The 14,710-nt window shown below is 63.0% G+C and carries 11 protein-coding genes; 2 read left to right on the top strand and 9 right to left on the bottom strand.

Going from position 1 to position 14,710, the window contains the following annotated elements:
* Nucleotides 1–7: 7 nt before the first annotated feature.
* From JFN93_RS13820 to JFN93_RS13790, 7 genes are all read right to left on the bottom strand, one after another.
* Nucleotides 8–1,303 carry an efflux RND transporter periplasmic adaptor subunit gene (locus tag JFN93_RS13820; RefSeq protein WP_199384680.1) on the bottom strand — a complete coding sequence of 432 codons (1,296 nt, stop codon included), beginning with the start codon at nucleotides 1,301–1,303 and terminating at the stop codon, nucleotides 8–10.
* Nucleotides 1,304–1,388: 85 nt separating this feature from the next.
* Nucleotides 1,389–2,741 (bottom strand): sensor histidine kinase, encoded by a 1,353-nt coding sequence (locus tag JFN93_RS13815; RefSeq protein WP_199384679.1) that lies wholly within the window; start codon nucleotides 2,739–2,741, stop codon nucleotides 1,389–1,391.
* Complete coding sequence (locus JFN93_RS25960) at nucleotides 2,738–3,400, bottom strand: response regulator (RefSeq protein WP_199384678.1); 663 nt, start codon at nucleotides 3,398–3,400, stop codon at nucleotides 2,738–2,740. The genes JFN93_RS13815 and JFN93_RS25960 overlap by 4 nt, the downstream gene beginning before the upstream one ends.
* Before the next feature lie 337 nt (nucleotides 3,401–3,737).
* Entirely contained in the window at nucleotides 3,738–4,007 is a 270-nt protein-coding gene (locus JFN93_RS13805) for a hypothetical protein (RefSeq protein ID WP_199384677.1), read from the bottom strand.
* Between the two features lie 53 nt (nucleotides 4,008–4,060).
* A complete protein-coding gene (locus JFN93_RS13800; RefSeq protein ID WP_199384676.1) occupies nucleotides 4,061–4,327 on the bottom strand; it encodes a hypothetical protein in 267 nt (88 codons plus the stop codon).
* Nucleotides 4,328–4,606: 279 nt separating this feature from the next.
* Nucleotides 4,607–5,965, bottom strand: a complete 1,359-nt coding sequence (locus JFN93_RS13795) for a hypothetical protein (RefSeq protein WP_199384675.1) — start codon at nucleotides 5,963–5,965, stop codon at nucleotides 4,607–4,609.
* 581 nt (nucleotides 5,966–6,546) lie between these two features.
* Complete coding sequence (locus JFN93_RS13790) at nucleotides 6,547–8,598, bottom strand: HAMP domain-containing methyl-accepting chemotaxis protein (RefSeq protein WP_199384674.1); 2,052 nt, start codon at nucleotides 8,596–8,598, stop codon at nucleotides 6,547–6,549.
* Nucleotides 8,599–9,219: 621 nt separating this feature from the next.
* Between JFN93_RS13790 and JFN93_RS13785 the strand changes: the two genes are divergently transcribed.
* Complete coding sequence (locus JFN93_RS13785) at nucleotides 9,220–10,839, top strand: methyl-accepting chemotaxis protein (RefSeq protein WP_199384673.1); 1,620 nt, start codon at nucleotides 9,220–9,222, stop codon at nucleotides 10,837–10,839.
* A gap of 174 nt (nucleotides 10,840–11,013) precedes the next feature.
* Here JFN93_RS13785 and JFN93_RS13780 read toward each other — a convergent pair whose 3' ends face one another.
* Both JFN93_RS13780 and JFN93_RS13775 read right to left on the bottom strand, forming a co-directional pair.
* Complete coding sequence (locus JFN93_RS13780) at nucleotides 11,014–11,577, bottom strand: chemotaxis protein CheD (protein ID WP_199384672.1); 564 nt, start codon at nucleotides 11,575–11,577, stop codon at nucleotides 11,014–11,016.
* A complete protein-coding gene (locus JFN93_RS13775; protein ID WP_199384671.1) occupies nucleotides 11,552–12,127 on the bottom strand; it encodes a PAS domain-containing protein in 576 nt (191 codons plus the stop codon). Before JFN93_RS13775 ends, JFN93_RS13780 begins: the two co-directional genes overlap by 26 nt.
* A 388-nt stretch (nucleotides 12,128–12,515) precedes the next feature.
* On the opposite strand from JFN93_RS13775, the gene JFN93_RS13770 reads away from it, so the two are divergent.
* Nucleotides 12,516–14,618 (top strand): TonB-dependent receptor plug domain-containing protein, encoded by a 2,103-nt coding sequence (locus JFN93_RS13770; RefSeq protein WP_199384670.1) that lies wholly within the window; start codon nucleotides 12,516–12,518, stop codon nucleotides 14,616–14,618.
* Nucleotides 14,619–14,710: the final 92 nt, after the last annotated feature.

The following is a 14,710-nucleotide window of genomic DNA, read 5'->3' as shown; positions in this document are numbered from 1 at the left end:
TCCTCCCTCAGGCCTTGCCGGCGCCGAGAGCGGTCAGCTTGGGGAGCACCGCCTGGCCCGGTTGCAGCGACGAGCGCCCTCCGACCACCACCAACTCACCCTGGTTGAGCCCCGAGAGGATCTCCACCCGGGTGGCGGTCTCCAGACCGATCCGCACCTGCTGCAGCCGGAGGTGGTTGTCGGGGGAGACCACCAGCACGGTGCCGACCCGCTCGGCGGCGGACCCGTTCCCGGCGCCGCCGGCCGCATCCTTCTCCTTGGCCACATCCACCGCCGCCACCGGCACGGTAAGCACCCCGCGGCGCCGCCCCAGGCTCAGCTTCACCTCGGCGAACATGCCGGGGACCAGGAGGTGGCCGTCGTTGGGGACGTCGATCTCGGTGTTCATGGTGCGGGTGCTTTCGTTTACCTTGTCGGCAAATCGGGCCACCTTGCCAGGGAAGAGCCGCTTCACGGTCGGGACGTTCACCTGGACGTCCCCGCCGACGCGGACCACCGGGACGTCCGGTTCCGGGACCGGCACCGTGATCCGGAGCAGGTTGAGCTGGGAGAGCCGGACCACCGGCATCGCCTGGGTCTGCGAGGCGGTGCCGGCCTGGATCATGGAACCGGTATCGGCGTAGCGCTTGGTGACCACGCCGTCGAACGGGGCGGTCACCCGGGAATAGTCGATGATGGTCCGGATCTTGGCGAGCGCCGCCTGGTTTTCCTGGATCTGCTCGTGGGCCGCCGCGAGGCTCGACTGCGCCGAGGCGACCTGGGCCTCGGCGGCAAGTTCCCTGCTCTTCACGTCGTCCAGTTCCTGCTGTGCCACGAGCCCCGGCCGCTGGGACGCCACATTGGAGAGGCGCGAATAGGAGAGCCGCGCGATGTTGTAGGCGGACTGGGCCCGGTTCAGCTCGCTTTTGGCGCGCTCGGCCTCGGCTTCGGTCCGCTTGAGCGCCGCCTTGGCGCGGGTCAGGTCGTCGGCGAGCTCGGGGACTTCCAGCTCGGCCAGAAGCTGCCCCTTGTGGACCTGGCTGCCGATGTCGACGTAGATCGCCTTCACGTAGCCCGCCACCTTGGCCATCACTTCCACTTCCTGGTTGGGCTTGAGGTCCGCGGTCAGGTTCACTTCGTCGTTGAGGTCTTCCACGTCGACCTTGGCGACGGCTACCGATACCGCCTGGTTGTCGGCGCCTGGCCGCTGGGCGGCCGGTTTCCCCGACTTCAGGGCGAACAGGAGCGCTCCGGCGATCAGTGCCGCGGCACCGGTGGTCAGGACGCACTTCGGCCCGAGGAGTTTTTTCCGGTCCAAAAACATGCTTTGTCACTCCGACTTGGTTCTGTGTGGGTTGTCTGGTTGGAGAGTGCCGGCCGATGCGGGAGGCATCGGCCGGTGCGTGGGATCAGCCGGATTCCGGCGCTTCGGTGGGTTCCTCCCCGGCGCGGGGGAGGGAAACCGTCACCTTGAGCCCGTTTCCGTGTTCGCCGGCGGAGAGAGCGATGGTTCCGTTCAATTTGTCCAGGGCGGACTTGACGATGGCCAGCCCCAGGCCGCTGCCGCCGGCGGAGGTGCCGGGGAGGCGGTAGAAGCGTTCGAAGACCCGCTCCCGTTCTGCGGGGGGGATGCCGGGGCCGGTATCGGTTACCTGGAGCAGGGCGTTCACTCCGGAGGGGCGCACGGTGACGGCAACCGTGCCTCCGGCGGGGGTGTAGCGGATGGCGTTGTCGACCAGGTTGTAGATGAGGGCCCGCAGCGCCTCCGGATCGCCGATCATCCAGGCGGTGTCGGTGTCGAGCGCGAGATTCACCCCGTTCGCCTCGGCAAGCGGTTTCAGGTCGAAGACCACTTCCCCCGCCTCGTCGTCCAGGGAGAGGTGCTCATCGGCGCTCCCCCCCATCTCGGGCTCCAGACGGGCCAGGGCGAGGAGCTGCCCGACCATGTGCGAGGCCCTGCGGACCCCGCCTTTGAGCTGCCGGTGGGCCTCGGCGCGCTCCTTCTCGTCGGTGTTCCGCTCCAGAAACTGCGCCTGCAGCTGGATTACCGCGAGCGGGGTGCGCAGCTCGTGGGCGGCATCGGCGATGAAACGGTGTTGGGCGTCGAAGGCGTGCCCCAGGTGGTTCAGGAGGTCGTTGATCCGGTGCACCAGGGGGACGACCTCGCGGGGGAGTCCGGCCTCCTCGATCGGGTCGAGCGAGGTGGCGGAGCGGGAGGAGATGTCGGAGGCGACCCGTTTGAGGCCCCGCAGGCCGTAGCTGACCGAGACCAGCACCAGGACCACCAGGAATCCGGCCGCCACGATCAGGGGACGGACCGACCGCCACGCCATGCCGATCCCCACCTCGCGGCGGGCCTCCAGCGGCTGGGAAACCTGGATCATCTTGTCTTTGGAATAAAGGGTGTAGACCCGCCACCCCATCACCGGCTGCCGGTCGTCGAGGTACAGGGTCGTCAACCCCTGTCTCTGCTTGGGGATCGGGCGTTTCGGATTCGAGGCGTAGACCAGCTGGTCCCCCTTCCAGATCTGCACCGCCAGGCGCGCCTCCCGCTCGTAGCTGGCCGAGTCGGAGGGAAGCGGGAGCAAGAGCTGGTCCGGGTGGGCCATGGTGGCCGCGTAGGCGACCTCTTTCAGCTGGTAGTCGAACACCACGTCCAGCTCGTGGAGGACCCGGAGGTAGACGCTCATGCCGGTAAGAGCGACCGCGGCGATGAGCCCGGTCAGAAGCGCCGTGAAAAGCAGGCCTCGAATCGATTTCATAGGTTGTCTCCGATCTTGTATCCGATCCCCCGCACGGTGCGGATGAATTCCTTCCCCAGTTTCTTCCTCAGGTTGTGGATGTGCACCTCGACCGCGTTGGAGGCCACCTCGTCCCCCCAGCCGTAGAGCCGGTCTTCCAGGGATGCCTGGGAAAGGATCGCCCCCGGTTTTTCCATGAGTGCCGCCAGGATGGCGAACTCTTTGGCGGTGAGGGTGACCGGCTTGCCGTGGCAGGTCACCTCGTGGGTGTCGTGCCGCATGGTGACCGGCCCGTGGGCGAGCAGGGAGGAGAACCTCCCCACGCTGCGGCGGGCGACCGCCCGGATGCGCGCCGCGAGCTCGTCGGAGTCAAAGGGCTTCACCTGGTAGTCGTCCGCCCCGTAGTCGAGCCCGCGGATCCGGTCCCGGCGCGCGTCCCGGGCCGTGATGACGATGATCGGCTGGGGGTTGTTCTGGGCCCGGATCTCGCTCAGAAGATCGAATCCGCTTTTGGCGGGAAGCCCCAGGTCGAGGAGCATGACGGCGTATTCTGCGGTGGACAGGGCGACTTCGGCGTCTTCCGCCGTCTGTACCCAGTCCACGGTGAATCCGTCCAGACGCAGGTTCTGCTGCAACGCTTCCCCGAACATCCGGTCGTCTTCGACAAGTAGTAACCGCACTTATTTCCTCCGCTGCCGTAGCGGCCCGTTGTGACGCTCTGGCGGCACCCCCGTTGGCGGGGGAAGGGATGGCCGGGCCTGCTGCAGCTTCGGCCCGGAAACGGTAGAAGACCGACATGATTCCACCTTTGCCTTTGGTTGGCAAGGGGATCGAGGGGCGCGGTCGGCCGCACCGGTCTTTGCCGGAGCGTTGTGCCGCGAGCCCTCACTGAGAAGCCCCCCCGTCGGCTCGGACCGGCAGGGAGGCTTCGGGAAATACGTTTTTGTTTAAGAGGAAGGTTCTGCCGTTGCACCGCCGATGGCCGATGCCAGGGCGCCGGTGCCGGTTCCCGCTGCCCTAGTTCTTCTGCAGCTGGTCGAGGTCGTACTCGTAGCTTGCCAGCTTGCCGTTCAGGATGTTGAGCTCGTCCGGAGTGTAGATCCGGGTCCCTTTCCCGATCTCCGACTTCAGCTTGGCGATGATCTGGAGGATGTCCATCTGACGGTTGGGGCAGTTGTCCGAGTTGAGCAGGCAGAGGTCCTTGCCGCTGTCTTCGGCGGCAAAGGCGGCCAGCGGGGCGGCGAGGGCAAGGGCAAATACGGCGATGACGACGGCTTTCTTCTTCATGGGGTGCTCCTTTTCATGTGTTGACTGCGCCGGGGGCGCGGCTGCGCGATCTTCTAGCTTTCCTGCATCTTTTCCAGGAAGTTCTGGTACTCGGACAGTTTGCCGTTCAGGACCCTGAGCTCGTCGGCCGTATAGACCGAGCTCCCCTTGCCGATCTCCGTCTTCAGGCGGGCGATGATCTCGGTGATGCTCAGGCTCCGGGAGGAGCAGTTTTCCGAGTTGAGCAGGCAGGCGTCCTTACCTTGGTCCGCGGCAAACGCGGTGACTGCGGAGGCGACAAGCGCTGCCGAAACAACCAGTGTCAGGATGGTCTTTTTCATGGTGGGTCCCTCTTTTCCTTGGTGGTGGGTCGTTGCGACCCGAATGGAATCGTGGAGCGCCGGATACCCGGTTCGTTCCATCGCCGCTCTTTAACGTGAGCCAGAGATACCGCACCAGAATTAATTGAACCTTAAGGCCGGAAAAAAATTCGCGGGCCGCTGCCGGGAGGATGCCGGATCGTCTCCGGCGCCGGCGCGCGCACAAAAAAAAAGGGGGGACCCCTCCCCCCAAATCACAAGATCCAACTTACTGTTGGTCGCAGTCGTGGTATTTCGAGCTTAGAAGAAGTAGTAAGCGGCGAGGCGGTAGGTGTTGTCGGTCCCCTCGGCGCGCTTGGTAGCGGTTGCGGCGTTGCCGTACACGGTGTGGAAGTTCTGGTACTCGGCGGCGACCCGGATTGCGGCGTTGAAGTCGTAGGCGGCGTTGGCGTACGCCTCCTGGGTGTAGCGCTGGTAAACCGCGCCGTTTGCCTTGTAGTCGTCCTGGCTCAGGGCGCTACGGCGGCCCCAGCCGCCGGTCAGGCCGAGGTTCTGGGTCGGGTAGAAGATGATCTGAGCGGTGGCCGCCCAGTTCTTCGCCGGGGTCTGGGTCTCGGTGGTGGCGGTGCCCAGGGGGCCGTTGGAACCGATCGTTCCGGCCGGTTTGCCGAGCACGTTGGCCTCGGTCGAGCCGTTGAAGGCCTGGTTGGCGGCGATGTAGGTCTGCGCCTCCAGGGACATGGTCATGGCGCGGCCGTTGATCCCGTTTTTGGAGCCGATGACCGGTACGAAGGCGTAGGCGCCGTAGCCGTAGGTATCGAGGGCCTTGCCGTTGTCGCCCGGGGATTTCTCCGAGCCGTAGAGGCCGAAGAGGCCGACGGTCAGCGGGTTCATGGCCTGGCCGAAGTAGCCCGGGGCGGTACCCAGGGTCTTGTTGCTGTAGAAGGCCTGGAGCGCGTAGTTGGCGTTGGGGCCGTAGCCGCCGGTAGCGGTGTTGTTGTCACCGGTCTGCGCCGGATCCTGGATGCCGACCACCAGTTTCACCTGCTGATCGGAGTCGAGGTTATACCTCTGGGTCATCCTGATCTGCGGGATGCGCGGGGAGTTCGGTGCGCCGTAGGGGGAACCGCAACGGAAGTCCTGGGTGTTGGCGATCATCGGGGCGAACATATCCCAGTACTGACCGAAGAGGACCTGGGTGTTGGTCCAGTCCGCGGCACCGTAGGCATGACGCATCCTGAAAATGGGGCTCTCGGTGGCAGCCGCGCTCCCGCCGTAGAAATCCCCTTCGAGGTAGCCAGTGGTCTTCGCCCCGAGGAGGGTGGGACCGTCGGCCTTGAACCAGATACGGGACTGGTTGACGCCGAACACGGACTGGTCGGTGACGTTGTTGCCGAGTTTCGCGGAAGGAGCGGCGCCGGAGCCCGGGGAGATGATGCCGGTGGCACCGAAGTTCTCGGTGTTGTAGGCGTAGTCGAGCTTGACGTAACCGCCGATGGAGAGCTTGAATTTGCTGGTGACCGGGTAGGACATCTTTCCGTACACCCCCGGGGAGACGTCCCCGGACGGGTTGAAGTCGGTGTTGGGCTGCGTACTGTCGGCCATGGCCGGCGCGGCCACGCAAAGTGATGCGGCGATAAAACCTAACGCTTTCTTCATTGTGTGTGTTCCCTCCCTGATGATCGGTTGAATTGAACAGCTGATCTGGCGCTACTAAACGACGTTGTACTTGGCCCCCCCTTTTGCTGCGGACTTTTGGCCGTCGGACCTCTGGTCTGCCGGCTCGGAGTGATTCCGGCAGCGCAATCTTTCCAGCTGCAGGTAGCAAGCCCCCACCTGGGGACGGTTAAAACAGCGGCCGGCGCCACGGCACCTTGTCTCGAGTGAGTTGAACGTCCGTGAAACCAAAGAAACATAACCGTGTTATAGGGCCTGATTCCGGGTGCTGAGAATCCGGTGGCGTGGAAGATAAACGATGAAGCTTAGGCGAACCTTAAGGCTCAAAAAAATCTTTACGTTTCTGGAATGGTGTTTTGAATGCTGCGGGGAAGTGATGAAAGAGCGGGAACAGGGAAAAAGGGGTGGTCGGGCCGGGATCTTCCCCCTGGGCTGGAGGCTTGCGTGAGACCGGCGGGGTTTAGTGCGGCGGGAAGCTCAAAGGGTGGGGCGTTACCGGCCACGGTGCACTTCGCGGTGCGGATCCGGGGATATGCCGACCGTCGACATATCCCCGGCTTCATTCAGAACCGCTCGAACAGCTCGTCCTGATTCATGGTGATCTCGGTTCCGGTTTCGGGAGACGCGGGCTCTGCCGAAGATTTCGGTCTCCCCTGGCCCGGCAGCTTGGGCCGGGATTGACGCATCTTGTGCTCTTTGCGGTACTCAGTCCTGGTGGCCTCGCCGGTATTGAAGAACCCGATCGTCGCCTGCAGCAGTTCTGCCTGCGAGGCCAGCTCTTCCGCAGTGGAAGACATCTCCTCCGCTGCCGAGGCATTCTGCTGGATCACCTGGTCCAGCTGCTGGATCGCCTTGTTGATCTGTTCCGCTCCGGCATCTTGTTCCCGGCTCGCCGCTGAGATCTCCTGCACGAGCTCCGCGGTCCTTTGGATATCCGGGAGCATCCTGTTGAGCATAGCCCCCGCCGTCTCGGCCACCTCGACGCTCGAGGAGGAGAGTTCGGAGATTTCCGCGGCGGCTCGCTGGGAACGCTCGGCAAGCTTGCGCACTTCGCTGGCCACCACGGCGAACCCTTTGCCGTGTTCCCCGGCGCGGGCCGCTTCGATGGCGGCGTTGAGGGCGAGGAGGTTGGTCTGCCGGGCGATCTCTTCGATGATCGAGATTTTCCCGGCGATCTCCTTCATGGCGGCAACGGTCTGGGTTACCGATTTACCCCCATCCTGGGCATCGGCCGCGGCCTTGACCGCGATTTTCTCGGTCTGGTGCGCGTTGTCGGCATTTTGGCGGATATTGGCGGACATCTCCTCCATGGCCGAGGAGGCCTCCTCCGCTGCCGAGGCCTGCTCGGTCGACCCCTGCGAGAGCTCCTCGGCCCCCGAGGACATCTGCTGGCTGCCGGCCGCGACGTTGTCCGCGGCAACCTTGACTTCGCGCACCACGCTGGAGAGCTTGGCCACCATCTGCGACAGCGAACGCATCATCTCGTCGTTTGGCGAGCGCTCCTTGAGCTGGACGGTCAGGTTGCCCGAAGCGACCTCCGTGGCCGCCGCGGTGATGTCGTTGGTCGACCGGATCAAAAGGTTGAGGTTGGTCTTGATCTCGTTGAAATCGCCGCGGTATTCCTCCTGGATGAGCGGGGGCATGTCCCCCTTCGAGATCTGCTCCACGTACCGGGCGGCGACCTTGAGGGGGCCGATCACCGCGTCCAGCGTCCCGTTGATCCCCTGGATCACTTCCCGGTAGGCACCCTGGTGCTTTGCGCTATCGGCCCGGACCTCCAGCCTCCCATCAATGGCCGCGTTGGAAAGATAGACCGTGTCGGCCACGAGCGCCTTGATGCTTTCGATCATGGTCTGCATCGCCGTCAGGAGCTGCCCGGCCTCGTCCTTGCCGGCCTCCTCGATGACCACCGACAGGTCCCCCTGGGCCAGGCGCCGGGCGGCATTTACTCCGTTGTTCAACGCGTGGTTGATGATGCGTCCCACGAAGAAGGCCAAAAGCGCACCGGCGAGCATGGCACAGACGAGGACCGAGATGATCAGGGTGCGGGAACTGCTGAAGATGACCGCCGCCTTTTTGCACGCATCGTCCGAACCCTTGTCGTTGAGGGCGATGTCTTTGTGGATCACCTCGACCGCGGTGTTGAAAAACTTGGAGGAGTCGCCTCGGATCAGCTCCTTGCACTCCCGGTCCTTGTTCTGCCAGCCCAAGGGCATGATCTTCTTGTTCACTTCCAGGTAGCTGTTCCAGGTGGCCAGGAACTCCTCGTAGAGCTTTTTCTCCTCCGGCGAGGAAATCAGCTTCTCGTACTCCGCCTGGGTCTTCTTCATGCTCTCGAACTGGGTTTCCAGCCGCTTGGCATATTTCTCAAGGTTCTCCTTCGAATCGGAAAGCACGAACTGCAGTTCCGAGCGCCGGATTTCTCCCATGTTGGCTTCCATCCGCCCCAGCGTCTTGACACTGGGGAGCCAGTTAGTGGCAATGTCGACCGTGGAGGCGTTCACCCGCCCGAGCTGGTAGATGGAGAAGACCCCGAGAATGGCGGTCAGGCCAAGCACCACCAGCACCACGAAAAAGATCTTGCCACCAATCCTCATGTCTTTGAACCAACGCATACATCCTCCTCTTGACCTTCCTGATGTTCAACCTGCAGACGATTTTTAGGTCCGGCCGGCTGGGGCATTGGAGTAAGGGGGAGGCCGCCCCAGAAAACCGCATGGGTCGTGAGACAATACGTAGGGATTATTCGGCATGGGAACGCGATACTTTAGGCAGTAAACATAAAATAAAAATAATTTAGCGTCGTGACTTACTGTCAGGCAGGCGACTATGAGTCGCTGAATTAGATAACTACATTAGATTATTACTGAAGAATGTTATTGAAGTTGATTGATAGTTTATAATTAAATATGCTGTGACATGACGGTGGGTGACAATGTCAGAAATTCGCGCCGAATGTCGAGTAAATACCGTAGCGATTGTCGTAGACCGGGTTACTATTTAACCTCCCGGAATCTTTGAGCGCGGTGGCGATTCTTTGTGCGTTCGCGGAGAAAAGCAGCGTATGAGGCAAAAATCGCTCAACTTACCCGGGTATACGCCGATGATTCCAGATGTGGTCTTACCAGTTGCCCATGCCGGAGCCAATTGGCCTTTGCTGGTGGATTCAGCGCCTGCGTTTCCTGGCTCGACGGGGCAGTCAACCACGGCAAACAATCGAAATGTTGGAGGGAGCAATGAAAAATTTCACCATCGGGACCCGGCTCATGATCGGGTTCGGACTGATTTCGCTGCTGCTGGTGGCGGTGATCGGTACCGGCATCTTCAGCATCTACAACTCCGGCGGGCAACTCGAAAACGTTGACCGGATCGGGGTTCTCAGCGGCAACGCCGCGAACCTCCTGCTGAACCTGAAAAAGATCGACGATTCGATCAAGGCGTTGATGCTGGAAGGCGACCCCGCCGGGCGCGCCAAGCTGCAGGGCCGGATCGAGGAGTACCGGGAGGGATATCGGAAGAACCTGGAGTTCATCGAAAAGAAGACCATCACCCCGGACGGAAAGAAGCTGGTGCAAGCACTCAAGAGCAGTCTGGATGCCGGCACCGAGCTGAACCGGCAACTTATCGAGGCGGCAGCGGCCGGCGACGCCGCCCGGTACCGGGAGATCATGAGCGGATCAGGGGAGAGCTGCATCGCGGCATACACCAAAAGCGCCGACGACCTCCTCACCTACTACGAAAAACGGGCGCACCTGCGGGTGGAAAGCGCCCGAGGGGTGGGGCGAACCGCCATGCTGGTGATGGCGGTTTTTGGCTGCGCCGCTTTGGCACTGAGCATCGCGACTGCCCTGGTCATCACCGGCTCGGTGAAAAAACCGCTCGATGAGATCGTCGCCTCGATCATCGACATGACGGAGGGAAACCTCTGCCGCCGGGTGGAATACCGGGGCGCCGATGAACTCGGGCAGCTCAGCGCTCACTTCAATGGCTTTGCCGAGAAGCTGCAGCGGATCATGCTCGAACTCAACAACGATGCCGAACGGGTCGCCTCCGCCTCGGTGCAGCTCATGGCCACCGCGCAACAGATGGCCGAGGGCTCCGAAGAGGTGGTGGCCCAGGCGAGCACCGTGGCTACCGCCGGCGAGGAGATGGCGGCCACTTCCTCGGACATCGCCAACAACTGCCACCTCGCCGCCGACGGGGCCGCCAGGGCCAACGCCTCGGCGCAGGAGGGTTCCGGCGTGGTCCAATCCACCATCGCGGTCATGGAGTCGGTCGCGGACAGGGTCCGCAGCGCCGCCCAGGCGGTCGAGTCGCTCGGCTCCCGGTCGGACCAGATCGGTGCCATCGTGGGGACCATCGAGGACATCGCGGACCAGACCAACCTCCTCGCGCTGAACGCCGCCATCGAAGCTGCCCGGGCCGGTGAGCAGGGGCGCGGCTTCGCCGTGGTGGCCGACGAGGTGCGGGCCCTGGCGGAACGGACCACCCGGGCCACCAAGGAGATTTCGGAGATGATCCGCTCCATCCAGAGCGAGACCCAAAACGCGGTGTCGGTCATGGAAGAGGGGAACCGGGAGGTCGAGCGGGGCACCGGGGAAGCGGCGCGTTCGGGGCGGGCACTGGCGGAGATCCTGGAACAGATCAATGCGGTGACCATGCAGGCGAACCAGATCGCCACCGCCGCGGAAGAGCAGACGGCAACGACCGGGGAGATCAGCTCCAACATGCAGAGCATCACCGTCGTGGTGCAAAAGACGGCGCAGGGGGCGGGCGAGACCTTCCAGGCGGCGCGCAGCCTGTCCTCGATGTCCGAGCAGTTGCAAAGCATTGTCCGCCAGTTCAAGGTGAGCTAGGCGCGGCTGGGCGGAAGGAGAACCGCCGCATCCCGGGGGGAAGACCTCGGCATCCGTAGGGGCGCAGCATGCTGCGCCCTTAACTATTTCTGGGATCGAGCTGGTGCGGACAAAAGATGCGCCGCTGGGGAGAAGGTGCCGGGTACGGGGGGCGGCCGGACCGGAGCCGGTGCTTCAGGGGGTGGGAGGGCGGTAGTTGGCCGTGCCGATCTTGCGCACGAAGACCTCGCCGTTTCGGGTGTTGAAGAACAATTTGCGGCCGGAGGGGCCCCCGACGTCGATTGCGGCGGGCTTTACCCCGTAGGATTTCAGTTTCTCCAGCGCGAGGGCGATGTTTTTCTCCCCCACCGACTTCGCGCTGCCGGAACCGGACGTCATCAGGGAGTTTGCGCCCCCGAAAAGCTTGACCTCGCAGGAGGAGAGTCTGATGCCGTATTCCTCGACGGTTCGGACCATGTAATCGAAGGTGGAATCGACGTACTTGAACCCTTCCTCGAGCTTTCCGGTGGGGAGCAGGACGTGGCAGATGGACCAAAGACGGGGTTCGTTCGAGTAGATGATCAGGGACAGGCATGACCCGAGAACGGTGGAGACCAGCGCCGCATCCCGGGAAAAAATCAGCTCTCCCGCCTTCAGATAGAACAGCGGCAGTCCCGACTTGAGGTGCTTGCTCACCTCCGTGCCCGAACAGGCGTGGGCCTTTTTGCGGGCTCTAAGTTTCGGTGTCGTTGGCTTCATGTACTCGTTTCTCGAAACAGGTGGGACAGAGTCCGTGCGAGAGGTCCACCCCGATCTTTTGCGCCAGGTATTCCTCGATGCTGTCCCAGAAGTTGTCGTCCTTGCGGATCTTTTTGCAGTCCATGCAGATCGGTACCAGCGCCCGGAGCGCCGCCACCTCGGTGATGTCCTCGATCATCAGGACCACTTGCCCCTCGGAATAGGGGCTGGTGGTGATCAAAAGCTCCATCTCGGCCACCGAATCCCCTTCGGTTACCTGGACCACGGTCCTCGATCGGGTGACCGAGGCGCCGCCGACGGTTTTGCGCACCGAAGCGCGGATCAAGCAGGATTCGCAGGAGGTGGCGCTGCCGCACCCCTCCGGCGTCTGCTTGGCGCGGATGCAGTTGAGGACCTCGCCGCCGCGGCGGTCGCGGAACGGCTCTTCGTGCCCCCCAAGAAATGTGCGGGCTGCCTGGTTCATGGAAGCGATGCGGACGTCATCGTCAACGATGAAGGTCGGGACCGGGATGGCATCAAAAGAAATGGACGCCGGGCTTTGCTTGCTCATAACTGTTCCTTTTCTGACTGGACCACGGATGTGACAAGCAATGCCGCCTCGACAGAAACCATGAGATACAGCGACCCGAACCTCAATTTGCCTCACTTCGGTGGTGTTCTCCCTCATCTCCGGAGTACCGGGGGGAACGCTCAGTAATACACCAGATTACCTTAATGTACCAGAGTTTCCGTCAAAGGACGTCTTTGCCTTGGAAAAACGGACCGGCTGGAGATAGAGCTGTTTCGATCTACGCGCTGTGAGAGTAGGCAGGACGGGAAATCACCGTACCGGAGGATGAGAGGAAGAAAATTTTTTAAAAGCGCCCTCATGTTGTGCAGTATTGCGTCGATAAGCAAAAAAGGCAGCAACATATGACGTTATGAGTGCGGAGTCTCCCATGGCAAATAGTTTGGCGTCAGCCACGTCGTGCCGTCTTCTCGCCGCGGTCCGGGGCGTCGCGGCCTGCACCCTGTTCCTCCTGGGGCTTTCCGCCCTGCCGGAAGCGGCGCGCGCCGAGACCGTGCCGGCCGAAGACCAGACCGATTACCTCTCCCTGGGGCTCGAGGATCTGATGAAGATCGAGATCACCTCGGTATCCAAGAAATCCCAGCCGCTCGCCGATGCCGCTGCCGCAGTCTTCGTCATCACCCACGAGGACATCCGGCGCTCCGGCGCGACCAGCATCGCCGAGGTCCTGCGCATGGCCCCGGGGGTCCAGGTGGCGCGGATCGATGCCAACAAGTGGGCGATCTCCATCCGCGGATTGAACGGCCGTTTCGCCAACAAGCTTCTGGTACTCATGGATGGTCGCAGCCTTTATTCGCCGCTTTTTGCCGGGGTCTACTGGGAGATGCAGGACACGGTGCTGGAGGACATCGACCGGATCGAGGTGATCCGCGGCCCCGGAGCGGCCCTTTGGGGCGCCAATGCGGTGAACGGCGTCATCAACATCATCACCAGGTCCGCCGAACACACCAACGGCGGGATGGTCAGCACCGGCGGCGGCACCGAGGCCCGCGATTTCGTGACCGCGCGCTACGGTTTCGCGCTCAGCGATACCACCCATCTCAGACTGTTCGCCAAGCACCAGGACACCGCGGACTCCGTCTATTCGGACGGAACGCGGGCGCACGACTCCTGGCAGACGAGCCGCGGCGGCTTCCGGCTCGATTCCCAGCCCAACGCCCGCGATTCCTTCACCGTTTCCGGCGACTATTACAACGGGACCACCAACGAGCGCTACACGCTGTACCGGCTGCCGACCCTCGCCGACCCGTCGCTCTCTACGATCGCGAACGTCGAGTCGCAAATGAGCGGGGGAGACCTCCTGCTCCGCTGGAACCGGAGCCTGGGCGAAACCGACGGCTTCTCCCTGCAGCTCTACTACGACCATTCGGAACGGAACATGATCATCCTGGGGCACCGCCAGGAGATCGTCGATGTGGAATTCCAGGACCGGGTCGCCCTGCCGGGGCGCCAGGATTTGATCTGGGGCGGTGAGTACCGCTATGCCGGCGATCGTCTCGGCGCAACCGCCACCATCTCCTTCGATCCCCCCAGCCGCGACACCAACCTCTTCAGCGGCTTTATCCACGACGAGATCAAGATCGTCCCCGAGAAGTTCTCGGTCATCCTCGGCACCCGCTTCGAGCACAACAGCTACAGCGGATTCGAGCTCCAGCCCAACGGGCGCCTCCTGTGGACCCCGACCCCGACCGACTCGGTCTGGGCCGCCGTTTCCCGGGCGGTGCGAACTCCAGCCCGCGGTGACAGCGACATCGTCTACCGCTACCACACCTACGATCCCGCCGTCTTTGGAACGACGCCGTTCCCGTTACGGGCCGAGATCGACGGGAACAAGGATTTTCGCGCCGAGACGCTGGTCGCCTATGAGCTCGGGTACCGGACCCAGCCGCGCCAGCATCTCACCTTGGACAGCACCGTTTTTTACAACGTCTACGACCGGCTCCGCGTGCTAAGGGCGGAGACCGCGCTCCCCGTTTTCGAGCCGGCCAACAACGACCTGGTCCAGCGCTACCTCCTCGACAACCTCATGCATGGCTTCGCCTACGGGGCGGAAGTGGCTGCGGAATGGGCCCCGTTTGCCTGGTGGCGGCTGCATGCCTCGTACAGCTACCTCAAGATCAAGATGTTCCTGGATGCCCCGAGCACCGACCTCGTCAACAAAAGGGACGCGGAAGGGGACAGCCCGCGGCACCAGTTCTCGCTCCGCTCCGGGCTTGACCTCGGCAAGAACGTGGAGCTGGATCTTTGGCTGCGCGGGGTCGACGAGCTCCCCTACATCGACGGCTCGGTCATCTCCGGGTACCTGACCATGGACGCCCGCCTGGCCTGGAAGCCGACCCCGAAGCTGGAACTCTCCGTGGTGGGGCAGAACCTGCTGCAGCGGCGCCACCAGGAGTTCAATCCCGAGTTCATCAATACCCTCCCGACCGACGTCCAGCGCAGCGTCTACGGAAAAGTGACCTGGAAGTTCTGATGGGGCGAGCATGAAGTGGATCAGCCCCATCCGGGGAAAAAACCGGCGCACGGAGGCGCCCGCCTCAACGTGTCGCCGGCCGGCGGTACCGG

Source organism: Geomesophilobacter sediminis, assembly GCF_016458275.1.
Taxonomy (GTDB): Bacteria; Desulfobacterota; Desulfuromonadia; order Geobacterales; family Geobacteraceae; genus Geomesophilobacter; species Geomesophilobacter sediminis.
Note: the sequence above shows the minus strand (reverse complement) of the source record. Positions and strands in the feature narration are given on the sequence as shown.

Coding starts and splice junctions, on each gene's coding strand:
- JFN93_RS13805 (WP_199384677.1), bottom strand. CDS start 4,007: ATGAAGAAGAAAGCCGTCGTCATCGCCGTATTTGCCCTTGCCCTCGCC.
- JFN93_RS13820 (WP_199384680.1), bottom strand. CDS start 1,303: ATGTTTTTGGACCGGAAAAAACTCCTCGGGCCGAAGTGCGTCCTGACC.
- JFN93_RS13775 (WP_199384671.1), bottom strand. CDS start 12,127: ATGAGCAAGCAAAGCCCGGCGTCCATTTCTTTTGATGCCATCCCGGTC.
- JFN93_RS13770 (WP_199384670.1), top strand. CDS start 12,516: ATGGCAAATAGTTTGGCGTCAGCCACGTCGTGCCGTCTTCTCGCCGCG.
- JFN93_RS13815 (WP_199384679.1), bottom strand. CDS start 2,741: ATGAAATCGATTCGAGGCCTGCTTTTCACGGCGCTTCTGACCGGGCTC.
- JFN93_RS13800 (WP_199384676.1), bottom strand. CDS start 4,327: ATGAAAAAGACCATCCTGACACTGGTTGTTTCGGCAGCGCTTGTCGCC.
- JFN93_RS13785 (WP_199384673.1), top strand. CDS start 9,220: ATGAAAAATTTCACCATCGGGACCCGGCTCATGATCGGGTTCGGACTG.
- JFN93_RS13790 (WP_199384674.1), bottom strand. CDS start 8,598: ATGCGTTGGTTCAAAGACATGAGGATTGGTGGCAAGATCTTTTTCGTG.
- JFN93_RS13795 (WP_199384675.1), bottom strand. CDS start 5,965: ATGAAGAAAGCGTTAGGTTTTATCGCCGCATCACTTTGCGTGGCCGCG.
- JFN93_RS13780 (WP_199384672.1), bottom strand. CDS start 11,577: ATGAAGCCAACGACACCGAAACTTAGAGCCCGCAAAAAGGCCCACGCC.